The organism is Halobaculum magnesiiphilum (genome assembly GCF_019823105.1).
Lineage (GTDB): Archaea > Halobacteriota > Halobacteria > Halobacteriales > Haloferacaceae > Halobaculum > Halobaculum magnesiiphilum.
The window spans coordinates 1,478,528-1,501,772 of the sequence record NZ_CP081958.1 but is presented as its reverse complement, the minus strand read 5'-3'; the positions used below and the strand labels follow the sequence as shown (position 1 = coordinate 1,501,772).

Sequence of the window (23,245 nt, the reverse complement as noted above, 5' to 3'; positions counted from 1 at the left end):
GCCGGCGGCGACGAACCACGGGGTTAAACTCCCGGACGCGAGACCTAGCCGGTAATGCCCACCTACGACCGCCTGAAGGGGTTCCGCGACTTCTACCCCCCCGAGATGGCCGTCCGCCGGGAGGTGACCGACACGCTGGAGTCGGTCGCCCGGCGCTACGGCTTCCGCGAGATCGACACGCCCCGGCTGGAGCCGGCGGAGATGTGGACCGACAAGTCCGGCGACGACATCGTCGACGAGCTGTACGCCTTCGAGGACCACGGCGGTCGCCACGTCACGCTCTCGCCGGAGCTGACGCCGACGGTCGCGCGGATGTACGCCGCGAAGGCCCAGGAGCTGTCCAAGCCGGTGAAGTGGTTCTCGACGCGCCCCTTCTGGCGCTACGAGGCCGTCCAGCAGGGTCGCTTCCGCGAGTTCTATCAGACGAACATCGACATCTTCGGCTCGGCTGAACCGACCGCCGACGCCGAAGTGCTCGCGACCGCCGCCGACGCCCTGACCGACCTGGGGCTGTCGGCCGACGACTTCGAGTTCCGCGTCAGCCACCGCGACATCCTCGGGTCGCTGCTGCGCTCGTTCGACGCCGACGTGGACGTGCGCACGGCGATCCGCGCGGTCGACAAATCGGAGAAGGTCGACGAGGCCGAGTACCTCGATCTGCTCCACGACGCCGGGCTCGGGTTCGACCAGGCCCGCGAGTTCGACGACCTGCTCGGCGTCGACGACCCCGCGGACCTGGACGAACTCACCGACTTCGCGCCCGACAGCGAGGGACTCGCGGACGCGGTCGACAACCTCCGGGCGGTCCTCGCGGCCGCCGACGACTTCGGCGTCGGCGAGCACTGCGACCTCTCGCTTCGCACAGCCCGCGGGCTGGACTACTACACCGGCGCCGTCTTCGAGTGCTTCGACGCGACCGGCGAGATCGGCCGCTCCGTCTTCGGCGGCGGCCGCTACGACGACCTCATCGAGGAGTTCGGCGGTCAGCCCACCCCCGCCGTCGGCGTCGCTCCGGGGCACGCGCCCCTCGGCCTCCTGCTCGAACGTGCGGGCGTCGCCCCCGACGCGGCGATCGAGACGGACTACTACGTCCTGCAGGTGGGCGACACCCGGCCGACGGCCGCCCGGATCGCCCGCGACCTCCGGGCGCGGGGCCACGTCGTCGAGTCGGACGTCTCCGACCGCAGCTTCGGCGCGCAGCTCGAGTACGCGGACTCGATCAACGCCGAGACGGTCGTCATCGTCGGCGAGCAGGACCTCGCGAACGACGAGGTGACGCTGAAGGACATGGCCTCCGGCGACCAGACGACCGCGCCCGTCGACGAGTTCCCGGGCGAGCGCGACCGTCCGACGTACGACGACTTCGCGTAATGGCGATCCGCCGGGCGTACCGCGTCGCCTACGACGGCCGCCCGTTCTTCGGCTTCCAGCGCCAGCCGGACGTACCGACCGTCGAGGACGCGCTGCTCGACGCGCTCCGGGCGCTCGACGTGCTCGCGCACGACGCGGACACCCCACCCGGCTACGCCGCCGCCGGCCGCACCGACCGCGGCGTCTCGGCGGTCCGCCAGACGGTCGCCCTCGATGCGCCCGGGTGGCTCACGCCGCGGGCGTTCTCCAGCGAACTCCCGGCCGGCGTCCGCGTGTGGGCCGCCGTCGACGTGCCAGCCGATTTCCACGCGACCCACGACGCCGCCCGGCGGACGTACCGCTACCACCTCCACGCGTCCGGCGCCGACCTCGATCGCGCCCGGGCGGCGGCCGACCGGCTCTCGGGCGAGCACGACGTGCACAACCTCACCAGCGAGCCGCGCGGGCCGAAGACCCGACGCGACCTCTCGGTCTCGGTCGCCGCCGACCGCGACGCGGGCGCGGTCGCCGGCGACGACCCCGCACCCGGCGCTCACCGCGACGCGGCAGGCGACGAGTTCCTGACGCTCACCGTCGCCGCCGGCGGCTTCCCCCGCGAGTTCGTCCGGCGGGTCGCGACGGTCGTCCGCGGCGTCGCAGTCGGCGACACCGGCCTCGAACGGGTCAAGGAGGTTCTCGGCGAGGAGCCGCTGTCGGGCGCCCGCGGCGTCGCGCCCGCCTCGCCCGAACCCCTCGTGCTCGCGGACGTCTCCTACCCGGGCGTCGCGTTCGAGCCCGATCCGGCGGCGGTCGAGTCGCTCCGGGACGTGTTCTCCGGTCGCCGCGTCGACGCGCTCGCCCGGGGCCGGGTGTTCGGCGACGTGCTCGACTCGATACCGGAGTGACCTCTCCTTACTCCCACTCCTCGGGCCACAGTCCCGCGGCCTTCATTCCCGGCTCGAAGTCGGCCTCGCGGAACGCCGCCTCCAGCTCGTAGGGGTCGAGCACCGGAACCTCGGTCCCCTCGTCCGCCAGCTCGCGGACCATGAGCGCCGCGAGGACGCCGTGCTCGCGGACGCAGCGGTCGTCGACCTTGTCGCGCGTGTCGGCGTGGGTGTGGCCCCACCCCCGCCCGCGCTCGCCCGAGTCCGAGTGGAGTTGGAGCGCCGCCGTCCCGCGCCGGACGAACGGCCACTGGTCGGAGAAGGGATGCGGCTCCTCGCGCACCTCGATCGGCTGGCGCGTCCGCTCGCCCACGCGCCGCGCGACCCGGGCGGTCGACTCGGAGGTGTGGGTCATCGCGACGAGGTCACGGAACCGACCGGCCCCGTCGAGGTTCACGACGGCCTTCACCCCGTCCAGGTCCGTCGTCGCCGCGAGGTGCTCGGAACCGAGCAGCCCCGTCTCCTCGCAGCCGACGGCGGCGAACCGGACCCCGATGTCGAGGTCGGCGGCCGCGAGCACCCGCGCGGCCGCGAGCAGCGTCGCGACGCCGCAGCCGTTGTCCAGCGCGCCCTCCGCGATGTCGTGACCGTCGTAGTGGGCGAGCACGAGCACCGCCTCGTCGGTCGCCGGGCCGGTGCGCGCGAGGACGTTCTGTGACTCGCTCGGAACCGTCTCGGCCTCGACCGACAGGTCGGCCTCCCCGCCCTCGCTGGCGTACTCGGTGAGCCACGCGCCCGTCTCCTTGCTCACGCCGACCGCCGGGATCGCGGCCTCCTCGCCGAAGGTGAGCGACCCCGTCGGCGGCAGCTGCCCGGGCACGTGGTTGACGAAGACGAACGCCTCCGCGCCAGCCTCGGCGGCGGTCCCGAACTTCTCCATCCGGTGGATGAACCGCGAGTCGCCGGGCGTCGTCGTCGACGCGACGGTGATCTTCCCCTCCACGTCGACCGCCGCGATCTCCTCGGGCGTGCCGTACCCCACGTCGACGAGTTCGCCCGACGCCTCGCCCGCGGGGCTGTACGGCAACGCGATGGCGTCGAACGCGCGCTCGGCCGGCGCGGTGAGCCGGAGCGTCGTCTCGCCGCGGCGCCACTCGGGGGCGTCGAACGGCTGTCTCCGGACGCGGTCGAGTCCGATCTCCTCGAACGCGTCGGCGACGACCTCCGCCGCGCGCGCCTCGCCCTCGCTCGCGCCCATTCGACCGCCCAGCGCCGTCAGCTCGGTGATGAACTCCCACGGCGCGGTGTCGGTCCAGGCGCGACCGACCGCCGCGGCGAGGGTGTCGTCGAGATCCATGCCGACGAGATCGGCCAGCGGCGGCAAAAACCCGCGGGTGCGCGTCCTCCGTGCCCGTCTGTCGAATCGAACGAAGTCCCGACCGCGTGCGAGATCAGCCATTTCATATCGCGTTATTTGATTCATGAATCGTTCCCGGGTGGTTATCCCCGTCGGCGTCGATACGCCGGTATGAACGTGCTGTCACCGGTGAACGGCTGATGCCGGTCGTTCCGGGATTCCTCGAACGGCTCGCCTTTCGCGCGAACCTCGCGCCGTCGGCGATCCTCGACGTACACGGCGCGGCCTCGCTCCACGCCGTCGCCCTCGCCGACGAGCTCGGGGTGCTCGCCGCCCTCGACGGGCCGCAGTCGGTGTCGAGCCTCGCGGCCGGGCTCGCGTGTGAGGAGGACGCGCTGCGCCGGTTGCTCGACGCGCTCGTCGCGGTGGGGTACGCCGACCGTTCGGGCGACGAGTACTGGCGGACGCGGACGACCGAGCGGTGGCTCACCGAGGGCGGCGACGCGAACCTCGCGCCGTTCGCGCGCTTCTGGGTCGACGTGGTCCTCCCGTACTGGCGCGAGCACGCCGCACGCGCCGTCCGCGAGGGCGATCCCGGCGCGTCGCTCTACGAGTGGCTCGGCGACGACGAGGCGGGGTGGGCGACGACGCAGGCCGGGTTCCGCGCGGCCGCGTCGCTGCTGGTCGACCCGGTCGTCGACGCCCTCGGCGACTACTCCGGCGCTCGCGTCCTCGACCTCGGGGGCGGCCACGGCGCCTACGCGGTCGAACTCGCGCGCCGCGGGGCGTCGGTGACGCTGGTCGACCGCCCGCCCGCGCTGGAGCCGGCGCGCGAGGCCGCCGCCGAGGCGGGTGTCGACGTGCGGTTCGTCGGCGGCGACTACCTCACCGACGACCTGTGGCGTCAACTCGTCGAACCGGATCTCGACTCGGACTTCGATCCCGACACCGGTCCCGACGGCGCCGGCGACGCGGACGCGGGCTACGATCTCGTCCTCCTGTTCAACGTCCTCCACGGGCACTCCCCGGCGGAGGCGGCGACGCTGCTCGATCGGGCCGCGGCCGCCCTCGCGCCCGGCGGGAAGCTCGCGATCCTCGACCAGTTCGGGCGCGGCGGGAGCTCGTCGCTCGCGGACGTCGGCGTCGCGCTGATCGACCTCACGTACCTGATCACCTTCGGCGGCGGTACGCTCGACGCCGACTCGGTGAACCGCTGGCTCGGCGACGCGGGGCTGTCCGCCGTCGAGACGAAGACCTTCCGACGGGCGCCCGGCGTCAAGTTACTGCGCGTCGAGGCGCCGTATCCCGACCGGAACTGAGCCGCGCGAACCGACCACTCGTCGGCCGCTGCCGTCGGCGTCTCTCGGTAGCGGTTCCGGTTCCGGCTCCAATTCCGACTCCCGACTCTCCGCGGTACGTTCGTCGCGCCCGATGCCACGGCTAGTGCCGGGGACGTGGCCGTAGGCGGGCGATTCTGCCGGATCTGCTTGGCAAGACTTACCACCGACCACGGGCGAGAACCGTGCATGAGTTCGGTTCCCGAGCGCTCGGAGATCGACGAGGAGTACAAGTGGAGCATCGACTCCATCTACGCCGACGACGAGGCGTGGGAGGAGGCGTACGAGGACGTCGAGGAGCGCCTCGACGACCTCCGCGCGTACGAGGGCCGCGCGACCGAGAGCGCGGCGACGCTTCGCGAACTGCTCGACACCTACGAGGCGGTGTTCCGCGAGGTGTCGAAGGTCACCTCCTACGCGCGGCTTCGCTCGAACGAGGACACCCGGGATCAGGAGTACCAGGCCATGTCCTCGAAGGCGCAGGCGCTGTCGGCGGAGGCGTCGAGCGCGTCCAGCTACCTCGAACCCGAGCTCCAGGAGCTCGACCGGAGCGACATCGAGGACATGATCGACGAGGAGCCCGCGCTCGCGGAGTACGAGCACTTCTTCGACGACGTGCTCCGGATGAAGCCGCACACGCGCTCGGCGGAGGTGGAGGAGCTGCTCGCGGACCTGAGCGAGGTCACCGGCGCCGCGAGCGAGGCGTACTCGATGCTGTCGGACGCGGACATGACGTTCCCGACCGTCGAGGACCCCGAGGGCGACGAGGTCGAGATCTCCCAGGGCAACTTCACCACCCTCCTCCAGAAGCCGGACCGCGAGTTCCGACGGCGCGTCCACGAGGAGTTCTACTCGGAGTGGGAGACCGTCCGCAACACCGTCGGCACGACGCTCGCGAAGAGCGTCAAGAAGGACGTGAAGATGGCCGAAGCCCGAAACTACGACACCGCCAGAGAGGCGGCGCTCGACGGGCCGAACGTCCCGGTCGAGGTGTACGACACGCTCGTCGACACCGTCCGCGACAACCTCGACTCGCTGGGCCGCCACGCGGACCTGAAGCGGCGCGCGCTCGACGTGGACACCCTGGAGATGTGGGACCTCTACATGTCGCTGACGGGCGACGAGGGCCCCGACATCAGCTACGAGGAAGCCAAGGAACACGTCGTCGAGGCGGTCGCGCCGCTCGGCGAGGAGTACCAGCAGCGCATGGCCGAGGGGCTGGAGTCGCGTTGGGTCGACGTGTACGAGAACCGCGGGAAGCGCTCGGGCGCCTACTCGGCGGGCACGTACGACACCCAGCCGTTCATCATGATGAACTACCAGGACGACGTGTCCTCGATGTACACGCTCGCCCACGAGCTGGGCCACTCGATGCACTCGGAGCTGTCGAAGGAGGCGCAGCCGTGGCAGTACGCCGACTACGAGATCTTCGTCGCCGAGGTCGCCTCCACGGTCAACGAGACGCTCCTGACGAAGCACCTGCTGGAGAACGCCGAGTCAGACGAACTCCGTGCGCACGCACTCGATCAGTACCTCGAACGATTCCGCTCGACGCTGTTCCGCCAGACGATGTTCGCGGCGTTCGAGCAGGCCATCCACGAGCACGACGAGGCGGGCAAGCCGCTCACGCCCGACGTCTTCGACGAGCTGTACGGCGATCTGAAGGCGGAGTTCTACGGCCACGCCGACGCGACCGTCGACGAGCACATCCGCCGCGAGTGGATGCGGATCCCGCACTTCTACTACAACTTCTACGTCTACCAGTACTCGACGGGCATCTCGGCGGCCGCGGCCATCGTCGACCGCATCGAGGACGAGGGCGAGGTCGCCGCCGAGGAGTACCGCGCGGCGCTGCGCGCCGGCGGCGCCGAGTACCCGATCGACGTGCTCGACATCGCCGGCATCGACATGACCGAGTCCGACCCCATCGAGTCGGCCATCGGCGTGTACGACGACTACCTCGACGAGGCCGAGACGCTGCTGGACCTGTAAGGCGGCGCCGAAGTCGAGCCGCCGGCGGTGCTGTACCGCGATCGCGCCGTGCCGCGACGCGTCGAGGTGGCGCCGATCCCCGGCGGAGGCGAACGCTCCCGCCACCCAAAGCCCCTTTACGGGCGGTACCTAAGCACGGGCGAGAAATGTCTCGGAGTCCGTCCCTCCCCGACCGGCCCCGGCTCGATCTGGATCCCGACATGAACGAGGCCGAGCGGCTGGAGGCGCTTCGCAAACACTTCGAGCGGATCGTCCAGGTCAACGACGAGTTGGACGACCGCCTCGACGAGGCCCAGAGCCGCCGCGCGGACCTCCGCGAGGAGGTCGACGAGCTCAAGCGCCGCAACGAGGCGCTGAAGACGGCGTCGCTGTACATCGCGACCGTCGAGGAGCTCACCGAGGACGGCGCGGTGATCAAACAGCACGGCAACAACCAGGAGGTGCTCACCGACCTCTCGCCCCAGCTCGAGGACGAGTTGGAGGCGGGCGACCGCGTCGCCATCAACGACTCCTTCAGCGTGCAGACGGTGCTCGACGACGAGACCGACGCCCGCGCGCAGGCGATGGAGGTCGACGCCGACCCCGAGGTCACCTACGACGACATCGGCGGCATCGACGAGCAGGTCCGCGAGGTACGCGAGGCCGTCGAGGACCCCCTCATCAATGCCGACGCGTTTCGCGAGGTCGGCATCCAGCCGCCCAGCGGCGTCCTCCTGCACGGCCCGCCCGGCACCGGGAAGACGATGCTCGCGAAGGCCGTCGCCAACGAGACCGACGCGACGTTCATCAAGATGGCCGGCTCGGAACTGGTCCGGAAGTTCATCGGCGAGGGCGCCCGCCTCGTGCGCGACCTGTTCGATCTGGCGGGCGAGCGCGAGCCTGCGGTCATCTTCATCGACGAGATCGACGCCGTCGCCGCCAAGCGCACCGACTCGAAGACCTCCGGCGACGCCGAGGTCCAGCGCACGATGATGCAGCTCCTGAGCGAGATGGACGGCTTCGACGACCGCGGCGAGGTGCGGATCATCGCGGCGACGAACCGCTTCGACATGCTCGACGACGCGATCCTCCGTCCGGGTCGGTTCGACCGCCTCATCGAGGTCCCCAAGCCCGGTCCAGAGGGCCGCGAGCGCATCCTCGATATCCACACGGCTGACATGGCCGTCGCCGACGACGTGGACTTCGCCGACATCGCCGAGGACCTCGACGACTACTCCGGCGCCGACATCGCCGCGCTCACCACCGAGGCGGGGATGTTCGCCATCCGCGACGAGCGGACGACCGTCCGCCGCGCCGACTTCGAGGACGCCCGCGAGAAGATCGAGACGAGCAACGAGGGCCCGGTGTTCAACGACGGCGAGTTCGGTCGCTACCAGTACTGAGTCGGGCTCCGATTCGCGGTCACGTCTGGCGGTTTTGCGAGCACGGCACCCTCACCCAATACCCGCCGCTCTGCTCGCCCTTCGCATTTCCGAGGCCGCCCGTCGGTCAGTCTCGCTTCCCTCCCTCACGCCTCGCTATTCTTCTGGGCGGCTCGCCCACAAGCTCGCCGCCGATTGCCGAGGCGCTCGGTCGTTCGCTTCGCTCACTCCCTCACGCCTCGCGATTCTTCTGGGCGGCTCGCCCACAAGCTCGCCGCCGGTCGTCGAGGCGTTCGGTCGTTCGCTTCGCTCACTCCCTCACGCCTCGCTTTCGACACGCACTTCTCCGCGACGCCACGAGTTCGGATATGGACATCCACGTCGCCGACGGCGTCGGGCGGGGGCCGACCGAGCTGGCCGCTTACGACGCCGCCCTCGCCGACGCCGGCGTCGGCGACTTCAACCTCGTCACCGTCTCGTCGGTCGTTCCCGCCGACGCCGAGGTGCACGCCGTCGACACCGCGCCGGATCTGGGCCCCGCCGGCGACCGCCTCACCGTCGTGCAGGCGCACGCGGCCGCTTCCCCCGAGGACGCCCACGAGACCGAGACCGTCACCGCCTGCCTGGGGTGGGCGACCGGCCCCGGACCGGGACTGTTCTACGAGGCCGACGGCAGCGACGCCGACGCGGTCCGCGAGACGGTGGCGACCGGCCTCGACGCCGGCCGCGACCTGCGGGACTGGACGTTCGAGCGCGAGGAGACGCGCTGTGCGACCGTCGAGACCGACGACTCGGCGTACGTCGCCGCGGTCGTCGTCGCCGCCTACGGCGAGAGCGAGCCGATCGCCTGATCCCCCCCGGCGTCGTTCCGTCACCGCCCGTGGGGCCGTCGTACCGCCGTGGATGTGTATTCGTCCGACAGGTCGCCGACGCCTTTTTACGCGGACCGCGCATACCATCGCCGACCCTAATGAACGGCAACAACCCCTATGCGGGGGCCCCTGGCGTCGTCGAGGCGGGCCGTCCCGAGGAGGTCGACCTGACGGCCGACCAGAAGGACGCGCTCCGACAGGCGGTCGCCACAATCGTCACGCGAACCGAATCGTATCTCCCCGACGGCTACGCCGTCGGCTCGGAACTCTCCTACGGCGCGAACGGGCCGCAGGCCACCGTCGCGGTCCAGCCGCCGATCGGCCACGCGGTCAGCGCGGGCTTCTCGCCGGACCTGGAGGACATCGAGGCCGGCCTCGACGACGAGGACCGCGAGGAGGTCGCCCGCGGGCTCGCCGCCAGCGCGGCCGTCCAGGTCATGTCCGCCGTCGGCGACGACCTCGAACCGACCGCGCGATAGTCGCACGCGCCGCCTTCGTTCTCCGGACCGCCAGAGGGAACACCCGCCGGTCCGTGCGTTCATCGACCGGCCGAACGTCGACCATCTATATATTCCGATCCAGCCTCCCGTCTAGCGATTTCTCTGTATAGAACAACATTTCAAAATTCGACGGACGAAACGACGAATCGGAGAATCACGACCGACGGTGGCCCCCTCGGCGCGTCGCCCGCGCGGTCAGGCGTCGTGGCCGCCGACGGGCGGCTCGACGAACAGGCCGTAGCCGACGAGCAGCGCCGCGAACACCGAGCCGAGTCCCGTCCCGACCGACACGGGCAGCGCCAACCGCGCGGCCGCGACCGTGCCGCCCAGGAGCAGGGCCGGCACGGCCGCGAGCAACAGGTCGTACTTCGACGGCGATACGAGGCCGGCGGGGCCGGCCCCGGAGCGGAGATCGTCGCTGGAAGGGTCTCGGACACTCATCGACTCTCACCGTCTTAGCAGTTCTCTATCGTCCGTAAAATCTGTTACGGCTGAAATAATACGAGCATAATTTTCGTAGGTGACGCGTGCGGTCGTTCGGGGTGTCAAGTGACCACGAAGTCACGTCGATCGAGGGAATCGGCGGCGTCGCGGACGGCGAACGCTCGACGGGGACGGCGAACGCCCGACGGGGACGGCGAGCGCGCGCTACTTGCCCCAGAACGGGTCCGTCTTCCGGCGCTTCTCCAGGTACGCCTTCAGCGCCTCGATCTCGTCGGCGCGGATCTCCGAGGCGAGCTCCTGTTCGAGGATCTTCGCGTGCTTCTCGGGCAGCTCGATCCACAGTTCGTCGCCCTCCTCGATCTGGCGGCCGACCGTGGGGCCGTCGATGGCGACGGAGACGCGCTCGCCCGCCTGCGCGGAGTCCACGTCGTCGCCCTGGTGTTGGATCCCCGAGAGGGTGCCGACGCGGTTCGGCTCGCTGCCCTCGAACGTCGCGACCGGGCGGTTGTTCTGGACCGTTCCCGAGAGGATCTCGACGCCGACGACCGCGGGGTCGTTCTGGCGGAAGGTGTGGTCCTGGAGGATGCGGAAGCGTGCGGGCTTGGTGATCTTGTCGAGCACCGTCTCCTGTTGGGCGCGCTCCAGCTCCTCGACGTACGCCTCGTACTCCTCGACGAGCTGGTAGATCACGTCGTCGTCGAACAGGCGCACGTCGGCGTGTTCGAGCGCCTCCTCGGCGTCCGGCAGCACGTCGACGTTGAACCCGAGGATCACCTTGTGGGTGTCCTCTTTGGCGGTCTGGGCGACGGTCACGTCCCGCGGGGCGATGTCGCCGACCTCCGCCCGGAGGATCGGGATCTCCGCCTCCTCGAGGGCGTTCGCCATCGCCTCCAGACTGCCGAGCGTGTCGGCCTTGACGACGACGCCGTCCTCGGCGGTGTCGACCTCGATCTTGGCGAGCTCCTCGCGCACCTCCCGCTTGACCGCCTCCAGCGCCGCCTCGTCGTCGCCGCGGACGACGCGGACGGGCGCGCCCGACATCGCCTCGTCCAGGTCGGGCGCGGCGATCTTGACGCCCGCGGCCGCGCGGACCTCCTCGACGCGCTCGAACTGCTTCTCGGCGCGGATCTCGGCGTTGGGGCGCGGCTGCAACAGCGCGCGCACCTCCGTCACGATCGGCTCGTCGCGGCCGCCGACGACGACGGTGTCGCCCTCGCGGACGACGCCGTCGTACAGCACCACGTCCAGCGTCGCGCCGAACCCCTGCTCGTCTTTCACCTCCAGCACCGTCCCGACGCCCGGACCGGCAACGTCGACGGACATCTCCTCCTTCATGTACCGCTGGGACAGGCCCATCAGGACGGTGAGCAGGTCGGGGATCCCCTCGCCGGTCATCGCCGAGAGGGGGACGACCCCGATGTTGGACTGGAAGTCCTGCACGCGCCAGTAGAAGTCCGCCGAGAAGCCCTTGCCCGAGAGGTCGCCGATGAGCTCGTAGAGGTTCTCGTTCAGGCGGGAGCTCGCGCGATCGGACTGCGCCTCAAGCGACTGCTGGATCGGCTGGCCCTCCTGCGGGTTCCAGCCGGGCGTCGTGTCGACCTTGTTGGCGGCGACGACGAACGGCGTGCCGGTTCGTTTGAGGATGTCGATCGCCTCCTCGGTCTGCGGCTGGAAGCCGTCGTTCACGTCGACGACCAGCACCGCGATGTCGGCGAGGGCGCCGCCGCGCGAGCGCAGCGTCGAGAAGGAGTGGTGGCCGGGTGTGTCGATGAACAGCAGGCCGGGCAGGTCGAAGTCGGTCGGGTCGACGAGCGCGCCGGCCATCTCGGAGATGGTCGACAGCGGCACGGCGGTCGCGCCGATGTGCTGGGTGATCGCGCCCGCCTCGCCCTCCTGGACGGCGGAGCCGCGGATGCGGTCGAGCAGCGTCGTCTTTCCGTGGTCGACGTGGCCCAGCACCGCGACGATGGGGGTGCGCAGCGAGCCGGCGTCGATCGTCTCCTCGGTGTCGGGGTCGGAATTCGTGTCTGACATGGCTGAGATCCTCCCTGCGGCGAAGAACGGGTCTTGTGAATACTGGCGGGTCGCGTGAGGTAAGGGCTTCGACTCCCGCCACGGTGCGCCCGCGACGGCGACATCGCTCGCTCCGATTCCCGCCGCAGTCTGTGGGTTTCTCTCGGCGGACGCCGTCCGTTCGGCGCGGCGTGTCCGCCCCGCGTCCGACGCCAGCGTGGCGTTTATGCCCGTCGCGTCAGTGAGCGCAGGTATGGCAGATATCCTCGCCGAGAACCTCTCGGGGAAGGCCGTCATGGGCTCGGACGGCACCGAGCTGGGCATGCTGTACAACATCACGATGGACCTGAAGACGGGGTCGCTGTCGGATCTGCTCGTCACGCCGAACGAGGAGCTCTCCCCGGCGCAGGTGCCGTTCGACCGCGACGAGTCCGGGCGCTTTCACGTCCCGGTCGCGGACGTGCAGGCCGTAAAGGACTACATCGTCGTCCGCACGTAATGGAAGTCCTCGATTCGTCCGCGTTCATCCACGGCTACGACGGCGACGACGAAACCGCCTCGATCCCGGCGGTGCAGGCCGAGCTCACCGGCGAGACCGCCCTCCGGTTCGACGCCGAGGAGGGCGCCGGGATGCACATCCACGTCCCCGGCGAGGGGGCCATCGGGCGCGTCCGCAGCGCCGCCGAGGAGACCGGCGACCTCGCGGAGCTGTCAGACACGGACCTGCGCCTGCTGGCGGCGGCGTTCGAGCTCGACGCGACGCTCGTCACCGACGACTACGCCATGCAGAACGTCGCCGAGCGCATGGACGTTCGCGTCCGCGTCATCGCCCGCGAGGGCATCTCGGAGGAGCGCGACTGGCAGTTCCAGTGTACCGGCTGCGGGCGCACGTTCGACGAGAACCGCGATCGCTGTCCGATCTGCGGGAGCGACCTCTCCCGGAAGAACCCGGCGTAGCCTCGGCTCCCGGTCGCTTCCGGATCGACCTCAGATCCCGATCGCCTCCACGTACTGGATCGCGAACTGCACGGCGTTGTACGCGCCGTGGACGAAGATCGGGACGACGATCGTGTCGGTGTACTCGTACAGCGCGCCCAACCCGATCGCGAGGGTCGCCGCGACGGCGACGTAGACGAGCTTCTCGGCGGGCGTTCCCACCCCGGCGACGTAGTGGAGCAGCCCGAACAGCAGCGACGCGCCCGCGATGGCGCCCGCCGGGCCGAGCGCGCGCCGCAGCTCCCCCTGCACGACGCCCCGGAAGAGCAGTTCCTCGCCGACGGCGACCGTGAGAAACGACAACGGGACCATCGCGAGGAAGTACGCCGGCGGGTTGGTGAGCGCCTCGTTCGTGCTCGGGGACAACCCCACGGCGGCGAACGCCAGGAGGATCCCGTAGCCGGCGACGACGAGCCCGACCGCGCCGGCGACGGCGACGGCGGCGTCGCGGGGCGTCGGCCGCCGGACGCGCAGCACGTCGAGATCCCCCGCGTACAGCAGGAACAACAGCGCCGCGGCCGCGAAACCGGCGGCGTTGCCGACGGTGGTGAACACGGCCGTCGCCACCGAGTCGGCGCCGAACCCCAGTGCCAGCGCCGCCCACTCGAACGCCGGCACCACGGCGCCGGCGGCGATGACGCCCGCGAACACCGCGAGCAACGCCTGACCGCCGCGGATCGCGACCGCACGGGCCTCGATCGTCCCCCCGGGCGGGCCGAGGTCGACGTTCACGTCACTCCACCTCCAGGCGGCGCTTCTCGGTGACGGCGTCGGCCTCGGGGAACTCGCCGCCGCCGAGCAGCCCCCGCGCGGCGTTCTTCCCCCACTCCACGGCGGGCTGGGTGAACGTCGAGACGCCCGCGAGTTCGCCGTACAGCACGCACGCGGCCTCCATCGCGTACAGGAGTTCGCCGAGCCCGCGTTCGTCGACGCGGTCGATCTCGATCCGGACGTTCTCGCGGCCGGCGGCCGCGAGGCTCGCCTCGGTCGCGCGGAACTCGGCGTCCAGCAGCTCCCCGAGGGACGACCCGCCCAGGTACGACAGCCCCTCCAGATCGGTCTCGGGGATGCCCACGTCGTCCGCCTCGCGAGGCCGAACGAGGGTGACGAGCTTGTCCGCCGGACCCGCACGGTACAACTGGAGTTGGCTGTGCTGGTCGGTCGCGCCGAGCGCCCGCGCGGGCGTCTGTCCGCGGCCGTCCTTCCCGAGCGACTCGGCCCACAGCTGGGCGAACCATTCGGCGAACCGCTCCAGCGACTCGGCGTACGGCATCATCGCGTTCGTCGCGGCGCCGCGCTCGGCCAGCGCGTACGTCGTCGCGCCGTAGGCGTACGCCGGCGACTCGAACAGCGACCCGGCGAGGCGCTCGGCCTCGTCGGCGGCGCCCGCGAGCAGGGCGTCTACGTCGACGCCGGCGACCTCGGCGGCGAACAGCCCCACCGTCGACAGCGCGGAGAAGCGGCCGGGGACGCCGTCGGGCACGTCCACCGCGGGGAGGTCGTGCCGGTCGGCCATCGACCGAAGGTTGCCCGCCTCGCCCGTGGTGACGACCGTGCGCTCGGTCCAGTCGACGCCCGCCGCGTCCATCGCCTCGCGGACGACGAGGAAGTTCGAGAGCGTCTCGGCGGTCGTCCCCGACCGGGAAACGACGTTGACGACGGTCTCGGAGAGGTCCACGTCGTCGAGGATCGCCCGGACCCACGCGGGGTCGACGTTGTCGAGGTAGCGACAGTCGACGCCCGTGCCGAGCGCGTCGGTGAGCGTCGCCGCGCCGAGCGCGCTCCCGCCGATGCCGACGGTGAGGAGGTGGTCCGGGTCGAAGCCGTCGGCGGCCCGCCGGACCGCGTGGGGGTCGCACGTCTCGGGGAGGTTCAACGCGGCGTAGCCGTGCTCCGCCTCGGCGCGTCCGCGCTCGATCCGGTCGTGGGCGTCGGCGACGCGGTCGTCGAGCGCGTCGAGGTCGTCGCGCGCGAGTCCGAGATCGCCGTCGAGGGCGTTGCCGATGTCGACGTTCATGCGGGAACCGCCGTGCGCCGCCGGCAAAACCCTGCCGTCCGCGTGCGGGCGCTCGCCGGGCCCTGCAGTCGGCGGCGGTCGTCTACCAGCGAACGTCGAACAGCGATCGACATCGAGGAACGGCGATCGGCGAACAGGGAACAGAGCTCCGCGAACGACGGACGGCGGACGGGGGGCTTAACCCCGGCGCGGTCCAACGACGGGCGATGACCGACGCCGACGCCGGCTATCGGGGGGTGTTCGGGGCGTTCCCGTACGCGTTCCGCGCGACCGACTCGCTGATCTGCAAGTCGTACGTCGCCCTCGGCGGACTCGCCGCCCTGTTGCTCACGGTCCTGTTCGGGCTGGCGCTGGTGGTGCTGTTCGGCGTGACCGCCGAGGCGCGCTTCTCCGTCGTCCGCGCGTTCTACGTGCTGGTCGGGCTCGGCGCCGTCGGCCCGACCATCGCGCCAGTGCTCCTCGTCGCCCGCTCGCGGCGCCGCGGGGAGGGACGTGCGGCCGGCTACGACGCCGGCCTCGCGCTCGCGGGCTACGCCTTCCTCGCCTCGCTGTACGCGGGTGCGGCCGTCGGAGCCGAAATCACGCCCCTCCCGCCGTCGCTTGGGCTGGCGTTCCCCGCCGTCGGCTGTCTGTTGATCGCCGCCGCGCACTACCTCCGACGATAGGCGGTTCGACCGGCTCTACTCCCCGTCGCCGCCGTATCCACGGAGCGACACGGGCAAAAGTCTCGACCGCCTACCCCGCTTCATGACCGACCGCGACCCCGAATCCGACGGATCCGAGTTGGACGCCGTCCGCGACGCGCTGGCGGCCGCCGCCGGCGACGCCGGCCCCGCCGACACCGGCGACGGCGAGAAGGACGGCACGTTCCTCGTCACCCACGCCGACGACGGCTCGGCCGTGCTCCGCGACGTCGCCTCCGGCCAGGTACACACCCTCTCGTCGAACCCCGGCGTCGCCGAGGGCGAGGCCGTCGAGGGCGTCGTCGCCCCCGACCCGCCGATGAACGTCTCCTGGCAGCTCGTCGAGGTCGAGGAGCGCCGCCACATCCCCGTCGAGGAGAGCGAGGAGCCGCCGACCCAGCACTCGCTCGATCTCGCGGCCGACCAGCCCGTCGGCGACCTCACGCGAACCGAGCGCGCCGGCACCGGCGAGATCCACGTCATCTCCGTCCCCGAGGACGACACCGACCGGGCCGTCGACGACGTACTCGACGACGCCGACGCCAGCCGAACCCGCGCGGCCCGCCTCGGCGTGAACCGCGTGGAGATCCGGGCGGCCCCCGGCGTCGTCGTCGTTCGCTACATGCCCTAACCCCCCGAGATCGACACTTCTCAGCCCGTTCGGACCGATATTCTCTCCGAACTGCCCCCTCGTCGCATCGAGTGGTAAACTCCATATCGCGATATTCAATGCCGGCTCGGGCGGATCAGCCGTCCGGCTGTATTTCTCGGCTGAGGCGTCGCTGACGGGGTAACGCGGTAGTTCGGCTCCGAATCCGCTCCGAATCCGCTCCGACGACCGCCACCGTCCGGACGCGACCGCCACGGTTGCAGCGTCGTCGCCGTGGGCGACCGGGATCCGACTCGCGGGTGACGTTTCCGGATCCTTCCGGCCCGCTCTCGGCTCTTCCCCGGTTGCTTCCGGCTCGCTCTCAGGCTCTGCGCGCGCCGCTCACTCGGTCGGCCCGGCGGCCGACTGCACGCGCCAGCCGCCCTCCACGTCGCCGGCGCGCTCGATCAACTCGACGACCGTCCCGTCGCCGACGCGGGTCCCGCCCTCGACGGCCTCCACGCGGAAGGTGAGATCCAGCGAGTCGCCACAACAGCCGATGTCGACGAACTCCTCGCGCTCGTCGCCGACGCGCGGCTCGTCCAGCATCCGCCGGAGGTAGTTGCGGTAGCGGTCCGTCCGGATCTGGTCGCGGCCCCACTCGCTCAGGCCGTCCGGGAACGAGAGCACCACGCGCGCCGCGTCGTCGCTCATGGGTCGGAGTACGGGCCGTCGGTACATCGACCTGTCGCCGGCGTGCCCGCGCGGCATCGGACGTGAGTCCACGGAGCCGAACTCGGGGGTCGTCCGGTAACCGCCGGATTCGATATCGCGCGATTCACTGTATGGCGTGCGTTCGCCGTCCGGCGTGTTCACCGCCGAGGGGAATCCGATCGCCGAGGAGGGCGGGGGAAGCACACGCCCGGATCGCACGGGATCGGCACCGTGGACGGTGGATCCGGCTGAAACGGCGGTAGCCGTGAAGAAGAAGGCTTATTCGGGGCGCGGGGGGACCGGAACCCATGGCTCGATTCGAGGTACCGGAGGTCGATTACACCCGGTACTCCAACCGGCAACTCGCCGCGATCCCGCTCGTGGTGTTGACCGTCGCCCTCCTCGTCATCGGCGGCGCGTACGCGACGACGGGCGCGCCGGTCGACCCCGGGCTCGACTTCACCGGCGGGACGGAACTCCGGGTCGCCGTCGACGCTCCGAGCGACACACAGGCACGCGAGGACATCCGCGAGGCGTTCACAGCGACGCCAGATAGCATCCAGCGGGTCGGAACCAGCGACGTGTACATCGTCACCTTCCAGACCGAGGGGTCCGAGACCGCACAGAACGAGTTCACCCGACAGCTCGAATCCGAGGCCGGCGAGGCCGGCTTCGACGTGCGGTCGATCGAGGGCGTCGGCGCGGCCTTCGGGTCGGAGACCCAACAGCGCGCGCTGATCGGCGTCGTCGCCGCGTTCGCCGGGATGGCCGCGCTCGTGTTCGCGCTGTTCCGGACGTTCGTCCCCAGCATCGCCGTCGTGATCTCGGCGTTCTCGGACATCGTCATCCCGGTCGCGCTGATGAACGCCCTCGGGATCGAACTCACGCTCGGGACGGTCGCGGCGCTGCTGATGCTCATCGGGTACTCCGTCGACTCCGACATCCTGTTGAACAACAGCGTGCTCCGGCGCTCGGGTGACTTCTACGAGTCGACCTACCGCGCGATGCGCACCGGCGTCACGATGACGCTCACCTCGATCGCGGCGATGGCCGTGATGGCGATCGTCGCGTCGTTCTTCGGCATCGGGCTGCTCGCGAGCATCGGGACCATCCTCGTGTTCGGGCTCGTCGCCGACCTGATGAACACGTACCTGCTCAACGTGTCGCTGCTTCGCTGGTACAAGTTCGAAGGGGTGGCACGATGAGCACCTGGGAGACGGCCAAGGACAACTGGCGGGTCGTCCTGCTGGTGTTCATGCTCGTGCTCTCGTCGCTGTTCCTGTTCGCGCCGGCGTTCGAGCCGTCCGGGAGCGAAGGACCGGCCGCCCAGGAGACCGCGACGAACCTCCAGTACGGCCTCGAACTCTCCGGCGGGTCGCGGATCCGCGCGCCCCTCGTCGGCGTCACCGCCGAGGAGGTGCAGTTCGGAGGCGACGACACCGCCGAGGTCGAGCGCGAGGTCGCCGCGGAGCTGGAAACCGGCGACAGCTCCGACGTGATCGCGCGGTTCTCGACGAACACCAGCGGCACCGTCGAGCTCGTCAGCGAGAACGCGACGCAGTCGGACCTCCGGGACGCGCTCGATGCGGCCGGCTACGAGTACGAGACCGTCCGCGACGGCGTCACCGACGAGACCCGCCAGCAGACGATCGAGGTCCTCGAATCGAAGATCAACGCCGCCGGCCTCTCCGGGGGGACGGTCCGGACGATCGGCGACGGCGACTTCGTGCTCATCGAGGTCCCCAACGACGACCTGAGCGAGGTTCGCGACCTGGTGAACTCCCGCGGGACGGTCCAGATCGCGGCGTACCATCAGGTCCAGCGGAACAACACGACCGAGTACGTGAACACGACCGTCATCCGGCAGGAGGACTTCCAGACGGTCGGCACCGCCCAGCAGGGCGGGCAGGGTCCCGGGCCGCACGTCCCCGTGTCGGTCCGGCAAAGCGAGGCCGAGCGCGTTCAGGATCAGTTCGTCGAGACGGGCGTCGCCGGACAGGGCGGCACCGAGTGCACCTACAGCGACGACCCACAGTCGACCGAGCCGTGTATCCTGATCATCCGCGACGGGAGCGTCGTCTCCTCGTTCGGGATGGACCCCTCGCTCGCGCAGTCGATGCGCAACGGCGAGTGGGCTCAGGACCCGCAGTTCATCCTCGTCACCGGTTCGTTCGAGCGCGCCCAGCAGGTCTCGGTCGACCTCCGCGCCGGTGCGCTCCCGGCCGGACTCGCGCTCGACGAGGGGACCGCGACCGCCATCAGCGCCGCACAGGGTGAGGACTTCAAGCGGGACTCGCTGATCATCGGGCTGCTCGCGGTGTTCACGGTCGCGGGCGTGGTGTTCTTCCGCTACGGCGACCCGAAGGTGGCCGCGCCGATGGTCGTCACCGCCTTCTCCGAGGTGGTCGTCCTCCTCGGGTTCGCGGCGTTCATCCAGTACCCGCTGGACCTGTCGGTCATCGCCGGGTTCATCGCCGTCATCGGGACGGGGGTGGACGACCTCGTGATCATCGCCGACGAGGTGATGGCCGAGGGCGACGTAAACTCCCGGCGCGTGTTCCGGTCGCGCTTCCGGAAGGCGTTCTGGGTGGTCGGCGCCGCCGCGGCGACGACGATCGTCGCGATGGCGCCGCTGGCCTCGCCGTGGCTCTCGCTTGGCGACCTCCAGGGCTTCGCCATCTTCACGATCCTCGGCGTGCTCGTCGGGGTACTCATCACCCGGCCGGCGTACGGGGACATCCTCCGCGCGCTGTTGACCGACCGCTGAACCCGTCCCGGGCTGCCCCGACCTGGCCCGCCCCGACGCGGCGAACGTTTTTCTCCCGTTCGTGTGACTCGACGCATGTGCCCTCCGAGTCAGCCGACCGGCCTGAATCCGCGGACCCTCCCGAGGACGGCGAGCGGTTCGAGGACGACGGGGAACCGCTCACCGAGGCCGACGTCGAGCGCATCGTCCGCCGCGTCGTCCGCGAGGAACTCGACCATCGCGACGACCGCTCCGGGTCCGTGTGGACGGTCCTCGCGGGAGTGATCGCCGGCCTGTTCGTGCTGATCCCGCTGTCGGGGGTCGTCCTCGGGACGCTGGCCGACGTGGGGGTTCCGATCCCGTTGCTCGCGGTCGCGGCGCTGCTCGCCGCGGCCGCGCTCGTCGCCTACGGCTGGCGGCTGCCGCCGTTTCGCTGATCCACCTGTTCCGATCCGCGACGGTATCGGGCGATTCGAAACGCGGGGATCGACCGCGAGAAACCGATGTCAGTACGCGCGGATCAGAACTCACCGAGCGCCGACTGCTCGTTCGCCGCGAGCACGTCGTCGCAGGTGCTCCACGACGTGCGGGCACACTCCGGTAGATCGCCCTCGCGGGCGACGTACTCCCGCAGGAACTCGCGGGTGGTCGGGTCCGAGGGGTAGCCGCTGCCGATCCCGTCGTAGCCGCGGTCGCGGTAGGCGGCGTCCAACTCGGCGACGATCCGGTCGCGTTCCACCTTCGCGACGACGCTCGCGGCGGCGACGACGGGGTACGACTCGTCGGCGCCGTGTTCGGCCGTCACGTCGACGGCGACGCCCGCGATCGGGTCGGCGTCGCCGTCCGTCCCGGTGGCGTCCGCCGCTCCGTCGTCCGCTTCGGTGCCTCCGGCCGACGTATCGCCGGCCGCGACCGCGTCGGCGACGCGGTCGGCGAACCTGGACTCGCTCACGTCGCCGGCGTCGACGACCGCGCGGTCGCCGTCGCGTGCGACCGCGGCGAGCGCCTCGGCCTGCCCCGCGACGGTGAGGGTGTTCATGTCGGTCGCGGGGTCGTCGATGCGATCGACCGTGACGCGGGCGACGCCGACTGCGACGCGGTCGTCGTCGCGGAGGGCGGCGTCCAGTTCCTCGCGTCGCGCCGGCGAGAGGCGTTTGGAGTCATCCACGTCGTCGGGGATCGCCGCGGGGTCGGCGCGAACCGCCGCGGCGACCATCGGCCCCAGGACGGGTCCCTTCCCCGCCTCGTCTGCGCCGAGCATGGCTCACGGTCCGCGAGCGACGGCAAAAGCGTGCGGTTCGCGGTCGGGCCGGCCGACCGGCTACTCCTCGTCTCCGTTCCCGTCGTCGCTGTCGTCGTCGCCGGTTTCGCCGCCGTCGCCGTCGGCGCGACCGTCTTTCAGGAAGAACCCGGAGTGCTCGAACGGCTCGTCGCGCCCCTCGACCGCGAGCACGTCCAGCGCCGTCACCTCGCTGTCGACCCCGAGCAGCCCCGCGAGGCTGGGATCGGTGCGCCCCTCGTCGCCGGAGATCAGCTCCTTGATGTAGAGCCCGCCGGCGCCGTGGACCTCGACCGTCGCGTGGCGGGCGTCCTCCAGTTCGCCCGTCACCTCGTGGGCGACGCGGGTCCGCGTCTTCGCGGCGCGCCGGTGATCGACCCGGTTCGGCGTGTACTGCTCGATGGTCGCGCCGTCGAGGTCCGCGACCGCGTCCGCGAGGTCGTCGGCGCTCACGTCGGCGCCGAACTCCACCTGCGCGCGGTAGCGCTTGGTGGCGTTCAGCTCCTTCACGCGCTCGACCATCGTGTGCTCACACAGGCGCAGGCCCTCGACCTCGACCTTCCCCTCGGCGAAGGCGTTGATGTCCGCCTCCAGCCGCTCGGCGTCGACGGCGCGGCGGCGGGGCTCGTCGACCTCGATCACGAACGGGCGGCCGGTGCCGAGCATCAGCGCGTCCACGTCCTCGCGGCCCGCGCCGTGGAAGGTGGAGTCGACGCCCTCCATCACGTCCTCGACGACGGGCGCGGTGAGCTGCTCGACGCTCTCGGGGTACAAGTAGCCCGAGCCGTCGCAGGTGTCGCACGGCTCGCGTCCCTGCCTGCCGGAGCCGCGGCAGTCCGAGCAGGGCCACTCCGTCTGGGGGATGTCGCGCTCCAGCTTCCGGTAGCGGCCGTACACGTGCGCGGAGTTGACTGTCGCCTCCACGCGGTCGGCGTCCACGTCGAGGAGGAACTGGACGTGCGGGCGCTCGAAGTCGACCTCGGCCCCGGTGACCTGCCCGATGCGCTTGCCGACCTCGCGGTTGAGCTCCTTGCGGAGCGGCTCGCCGGCGTCGGGGTCCATCCCGGCGTCCTCCCGGAGCAAGCGGTCGTTCTCCTCGGCCAGCGGCGGGACGCGCGTGCCGACCTGGTAGGTGGAGAACTCGTAGTCGGCGACCGCGTCGGCGGCGCGCTCGGCGAGCTCGTCGACGCGCTCGAAGACGCCCTCGCACACCCAGCAGTCGCCCGCGGCGCCGGGTCGGAAATCGTCGTCGTCCGCGAGCGCCACGGCGACACGGAGCCCGTGGCCGCGCTCGTGGTTGCCGAGCCCGAACGAGCGCTCGGCGAAGGGGCGGCCGAGGCAGTGGTCACAGAGCGGTCCCGTCGCCAGGAGGGCGCGGGCGGTGTCGAGCACGTCGGGGGCGGGGGTCGCGTCCGTCCCGTCCGTGTCGCCGCCGGCGGGTTCGTCCGTGTCGCCGCCGGCGGGTTCGTCCGTGTCGCCGCCGGCGGGTTCGTCCGTGTCGGCGTCGGCGTCGACGGCTTCGTCCGCGTCCGCGTCGGCGACGGACGCGTCCGCGGGAGCGTCGGAGTCGGTCATACCGGCCTTCGTCGCGGCGGGCGGTAGGCCCTTTCGGTCGCCGGCGACGACCCCGCCGCTACTCGCCGGCGACGGCGGCGCCGTCGGCGCTATCGGGCGGGACCGACCGGACGGCCGTCACCGACACGTCGTTCACGCCGAACGTCTCGGCGAGCGCGTCGGCGACGGCCTCGCGGTCCTCGCCGGCGTCGCTCGCGAGCGCGACCGTGGCGTCGGCCTCGACCGTGAGGTCGTTGAGGCCGGGCTGGAGGCCGCGGATGTCGAGCGACTCGACGGCGCCGACCGCGTCGGCGCGGGCGAGCTTTGTTTCGGCACCCTCGGCGAGGTCGCCGGGTGCGGCTCTGGACACTGCGATGGTCATGCTGGCGTCGGCCAGTCGATGTCGGTGGACCGACATAGACTCCCTGCGCGGCTCGAACGCGACTGCGGGCCTTCCCGGGGAGCGGGTCGGCCGCGCGAGCCGGCTGACGGAGTCACGGGATCGTGAACGGTAGGTGGAAAACGGCGTCCGCCTCCGCTCGGGTCGACCCCGAGAC

23 protein-coding genes are annotated in these 23,245 nt (G+C 71.1%); 14 read left to right on the top strand and 9 right to left on the bottom strand.

Annotation, left to right across the window (positions count from 1 at the left end; all coding sequences use genetic code 11):
- Positions 1-54: 54 nt before the first annotated feature.
- Positions 55-1,371 carry a histidine--tRNA ligase gene (gene hisS / locus K6T50_RS07600; RefSeq protein WP_222606039.1) on the top strand — a complete coding sequence of 439 codons (1,317 nt, stop codon included), beginning with the start codon at positions 55-57 and terminating at the stop codon, positions 1,369-1,371.
- Positions 1,371-2,255: a pseudouridine synthase family protein gene (locus K6T50_RS07595; protein ID WP_222606038.1), complete on the top strand. Its 885-nt coding sequence runs from the start codon at positions 1,371-1,373 to the stop codon at positions 2,253-2,255. Before hisS ends, K6T50_RS07595 begins: the two co-directional genes overlap by 1 nt.
- 7 nt (positions 2,256-2,262) lie before the next feature.
- On the opposite strand, the gene K6T50_RS07590 is transcribed toward K6T50_RS07595, so the two are convergent.
- Complete coding sequence (locus K6T50_RS07590; protein WP_222606037.1) at positions 2,263-3,591, bottom strand: M28 family metallopeptidase; 1,329 nt, start codon at positions 3,589-3,591, stop codon at positions 2,263-2,265.
- Between the two features lie 200 nt (positions 3,592-3,791).
- Here K6T50_RS07590 and K6T50_RS07585 point away from each other — a divergent pair, with 200 nt between their 5' ends.
- The 5 genes from K6T50_RS07585 to K6T50_RS07565 all read left to right on the top strand — a co-directional run bounded on the left by K6T50_RS07585 (position 3,792) and on the right by K6T50_RS07565 (position 9,632).
- Positions 3,792-4,910 carry a methyltransferase gene (locus K6T50_RS07585; protein ID WP_222606036.1) on the top strand — a complete coding sequence of 373 codons (1,119 nt, stop codon included), beginning with the start codon at positions 3,792-3,794 and terminating at the stop codon, positions 4,908-4,910.
- A 207-nt stretch (positions 4,911-5,117) separates the two neighbouring features.
- Entirely contained in the window at positions 5,118-6,920 is a 1,803-nt protein-coding gene (pepF, locus tag K6T50_RS07580; RefSeq protein WP_222606035.1) for an oligoendopeptidase F, read from the top strand.
- A 146-nt stretch (positions 6,921-7,066) separates the two neighbouring features.
- Positions 7,067-8,302 (top strand): proteasome-activating nucleotidase Pan2, encoded by a 1,236-nt coding sequence (gene pan2 / locus K6T50_RS07575; RefSeq protein ID WP_222606034.1) that lies wholly within the window; start codon positions 7,067-7,069, stop codon positions 8,300-8,302.
- Positions 8,303-8,649: 347 nt separating this feature from the next.
- Positions 8,650-9,132: a pyruvoyl-dependent arginine decarboxylase gene (locus K6T50_RS07570; protein WP_222606033.1), complete on the top strand. Its 483-nt coding sequence runs from the start codon at positions 8,650-8,652 to the stop codon at positions 9,130-9,132.
- A gap of 119 nt (positions 9,133-9,251) precedes the next feature.
- Positions 9,252-9,632 carry a DUF5811 family protein gene (locus K6T50_RS07565; RefSeq protein WP_222606032.1) on the top strand — a complete coding sequence of 127 codons (381 nt, stop codon included), beginning with the start codon at positions 9,252-9,254 and terminating at the stop codon, positions 9,630-9,632.
- A gap of 216 nt (positions 9,633-9,848) precedes the next feature.
- Here the strand turns inward: K6T50_RS07565 and K6T50_RS07560 are convergent, their stop codons facing one another.
- Both K6T50_RS07560 and infB read right to left on the bottom strand, forming a co-directional pair.
- The gene (locus tag K6T50_RS07560) at positions 9,849-10,094 is read right to left on the bottom strand and encodes a DUF8015 family protein (RefSeq protein ID WP_222606031.1); all 246 of its coding nucleotides are present in this window, start codon (positions 10,092-10,094) and stop codon (positions 9,849-9,851) included.
- Positions 10,095-10,301: 207 nt separating this feature from the next.
- Complete coding sequence (gene infB, locus K6T50_RS07555) at positions 10,302-12,131, bottom strand: translation initiation factor IF-2 (RefSeq protein WP_222606030.1); 1,830 nt, start codon at positions 12,129-12,131, stop codon at positions 10,302-10,304.
- A 232-nt stretch (positions 12,132-12,363) separates the two neighbouring features.
- Between infB and K6T50_RS07550 the strand changes: the two genes are divergently transcribed.
- On the top strand, positions 12,364-12,609 hold the full coding sequence (locus K6T50_RS07550) for a PRC-barrel domain-containing protein (RefSeq protein ID WP_073307159.1): 246 nt from the start codon (positions 12,364-12,366) through the stop codon (positions 12,607-12,609).
- A complete protein-coding gene (locus K6T50_RS07545) occupies positions 12,609-13,067 on the top strand; it encodes an NOB1 family endonuclease (protein ID WP_222606029.1) in 459 nt (152 codons plus the stop codon). Before K6T50_RS07550 ends, K6T50_RS07545 begins: the two co-directional genes overlap by 1 nt.
- Before the next feature lie 30 nt (positions 13,068-13,097).
- Here the strand turns inward: K6T50_RS07545 and K6T50_RS07540 are convergent, their stop codons facing one another.
- Together K6T50_RS07540 and K6T50_RS07535 are read right to left on the bottom strand one after the other, a co-directional pair.
- Positions 13,098-13,838, bottom strand: coding sequence for a CPBP family intramembrane glutamic endopeptidase (locus tag K6T50_RS07540; RefSeq protein WP_222606028.1), 741 nt, complete (start codon positions 13,836-13,838; stop codon positions 13,098-13,100).
- Between the two features lies 1 nt (position 13,839).
- On the bottom strand, positions 13,840-15,123 hold the full coding sequence (locus K6T50_RS07535) for a glucose-6-phosphate isomerase (RefSeq protein ID WP_222606027.1): 1,284 nt from the start codon (positions 15,121-15,123) through the stop codon (positions 13,840-13,842).
- A gap of 206 nt (positions 15,124-15,329) precedes the next feature.
- Between K6T50_RS07535 and K6T50_RS07530 the strand changes: the two genes are divergently transcribed.
- Positions 15,330-15,788: a DUF8056 family protein gene (locus K6T50_RS07530; RefSeq protein ID WP_222606026.1), complete on the top strand. Its 459-nt coding sequence runs from the start codon at positions 15,330-15,332 to the stop codon at positions 15,786-15,788.
- Positions 15,789-15,870: 82 nt separating this feature from the next.
- Positions 15,871-16,437 carry a DUF5812 family protein gene (locus tag K6T50_RS07525; protein ID WP_222606025.1) on the top strand — a complete coding sequence of 189 codons (567 nt, stop codon included), beginning with the start codon at positions 15,871-15,873 and terminating at the stop codon, positions 16,435-16,437.
- Between the two features lie 360 nt (positions 16,438-16,797).
- Here the strand turns inward: K6T50_RS07525 and K6T50_RS07520 are convergent, their stop codons facing one another.
- Complete coding sequence (locus K6T50_RS07520; protein ID WP_222606024.1) at positions 16,798-17,109, bottom strand: DUF7968 family protein; 312 nt, start codon at positions 17,107-17,109, stop codon at positions 16,798-16,800.
- Between the two features lie 308 nt (positions 17,110-17,417).
- Here K6T50_RS07520 and secF point away from each other — a divergent pair, with 308 nt between their 5' ends.
- The 3 genes from secF (at position 17,418) to K6T50_RS07505 (ending at position 20,292) form a co-directional block, all read left to right on the top strand.
- The gene (gene secF, locus K6T50_RS07515; RefSeq protein WP_222606023.1) at positions 17,418-18,314 is read left to right on the top strand and encodes a protein translocase subunit SecF; all 897 of its coding nucleotides are present in this window, start codon (positions 17,418-17,420) and stop codon (positions 18,312-18,314) included.
- Entirely contained in the window at positions 18,311-19,876 is a 1,566-nt protein-coding gene (locus K6T50_RS07510) for a preprotein translocase subunit SecD (protein WP_222608768.1), read from the top strand. The genes secF and K6T50_RS07510 overlap by 4 nt, the downstream gene beginning before the upstream one ends.
- Positions 19,877-19,953: 77 nt before the next feature.
- Entirely contained in the window at positions 19,954-20,292 is a 339-nt protein-coding gene (locus tag K6T50_RS07505; protein WP_222608767.1) for a hypothetical protein, read from the top strand.
- 83 nt (positions 20,293-20,375) lie between these two features.
- Here the strand turns inward: K6T50_RS07505 and rnhB are convergent, their stop codons facing one another.
- Genes rnhB through K6T50_RS07490 form a run of 3 tightly spaced genes read right to left on the bottom strand, consistent with a single transcriptional unit; the run spans position 20,376 to position 23,070 of the window.
- Positions 20,376-21,116 (bottom strand): ribonuclease HII, encoded by a 741-nt coding sequence (gene rnhB / locus K6T50_RS07500; protein WP_222608766.1) that lies wholly within the window; start codon positions 21,114-21,116, stop codon positions 20,376-20,378.
- 60 nt (positions 21,117-21,176) lie between these two features.
- On the bottom strand, positions 21,177-22,709 hold the full coding sequence (locus K6T50_RS07495; RefSeq protein WP_222608765.1) for a tRNA pseudouridine(54/55) synthase Pus10: 1,533 nt from the start codon (positions 22,707-22,709) through the stop codon (positions 21,177-21,179).
- A 58-nt stretch (positions 22,710-22,767) separates the two neighbouring features.
- A complete protein-coding gene (locus K6T50_RS07490; RefSeq protein ID WP_225935202.1) occupies positions 22,768-23,070 on the bottom strand; it encodes a hypothetical protein in 303 nt (100 codons plus the stop codon).
- Positions 23,071-23,245: the final 175 nt, after the last annotated feature.

Excerpts from the sequence above, each read along its gene's own strand:
- K6T50_RS07570 (WP_222606033.1), top strand. The coding sequence starts at position 8,650 with ATGGACATCCACGTCGCCGACGGCGTCGGGCGGGGGCCGACCGAGCTG.
- rnhB (WP_222608766.1), bottom strand. The coding sequence starts at position 21,116 with ATGCTCGGCGCAGACGAGGCGGGGAAGGGACCCGTCCTGGGGCCGATG.
- K6T50_RS07560 (WP_222606031.1), bottom strand. The coding sequence starts at position 10,094 with ATGAGTGTCCGAGACCCTTCCAGCGACGATCTCCGCTCCGGGGCCGGC.
- K6T50_RS07590 (WP_222606037.1), bottom strand. The coding sequence starts at position 3,591 with ATGGATCTCGACGACACCCTCGCCGCGGCGGTCGGTCGCGCCTGGACC.
- K6T50_RS07535 (WP_222606027.1), bottom strand. The coding sequence starts at position 15,123 with ATGAACGTCGACATCGGCAACGCCCTCGACGGCGATCTCGGACTCGCG.
- K6T50_RS07565 (WP_222606032.1), top strand. The coding sequence starts at position 9,252 with ATGAACGGCAACAACCCCTATGCGGGGGCCCCTGGCGTCGTCGAGGCG.
- K6T50_RS07545 (WP_222606029.1), top strand. The coding sequence starts at position 12,609 with ATGGAAGTCCTCGATTCGTCCGCGTTCATCCACGGCTACGACGGCGAC.
- K6T50_RS07585 (WP_222606036.1), top strand. The coding sequence starts at position 3,792 with ATGCCGGTCGTTCCGGGATTCCTCGAACGGCTCGCCTTTCGCGCGAAC.
- hisS (WP_222606039.1), top strand. The coding sequence starts at position 55 with ATGCCCACCTACGACCGCCTGAAGGGGTTCCGCGACTTCTACCCCCCC.
- K6T50_RS07490 (WP_225935202.1), bottom strand. The coding sequence starts at position 23,070 with ATGACCATCGCAGTGTCCAGAGCCGCACCCGGCGACCTCGCCGAGGGT.
- K6T50_RS07520 (WP_222606024.1), bottom strand. The coding sequence starts at position 17,109 with ATGAGCGACGACGCGGCGCGCGTGGTGCTCTCGTTCCCGGACGGCCTG.
- secF (WP_222606023.1), top strand. The coding sequence starts at position 17,418 with ATGGCTCGATTCGAGGTACCGGAGGTCGATTACACCCGGTACTCCAAC.
- K6T50_RS07530 (WP_222606026.1), top strand. The coding sequence starts at position 15,330 with ATGACCGACGCCGACGCCGGCTATCGGGGGGTGTTCGGGGCGTTCCCG.
- pan2 (WP_222606034.1), top strand. The coding sequence starts at position 7,067 with ATGTCTCGGAGTCCGTCCCTCCCCGACCGGCCCCGGCTCGATCTGGAT.
- K6T50_RS07550 (WP_073307159.1), top strand. The coding sequence starts at position 12,364 with ATGGCAGATATCCTCGCCGAGAACCTCTCGGGGAAGGCCGTCATGGGC.
- K6T50_RS07525 (WP_222606025.1), top strand. The coding sequence starts at position 15,871 with ATGACCGACCGCGACCCCGAATCCGACGGATCCGAGTTGGACGCCGTC.
- K6T50_RS07495 (WP_222608765.1), bottom strand. The coding sequence starts at position 22,709 with ATGACCGACTCCGACGCTCCCGCGGACGCGTCCGTCGCCGACGCGGAC.
- K6T50_RS07595 (WP_222606038.1), top strand. The coding sequence starts at position 1,371 with ATGGCGATCCGCCGGGCGTACCGCGTCGCCTACGACGGCCGCCCGTTC.
- pepF (WP_222606035.1), top strand. The coding sequence starts at position 5,118 with ATGAGTTCGGTTCCCGAGCGCTCGGAGATCGACGAGGAGTACAAGTGG.
- K6T50_RS07510 (WP_222608768.1), top strand. The coding sequence starts at position 18,311 with ATGAGCACCTGGGAGACGGCCAAGGACAACTGGCGGGTCGTCCTGCTG.
- infB (WP_222606030.1), bottom strand. The coding sequence starts at position 12,131 with ATGTCAGACACGAATTCCGACCCCGACACCGAGGAGACGATCGACGCC.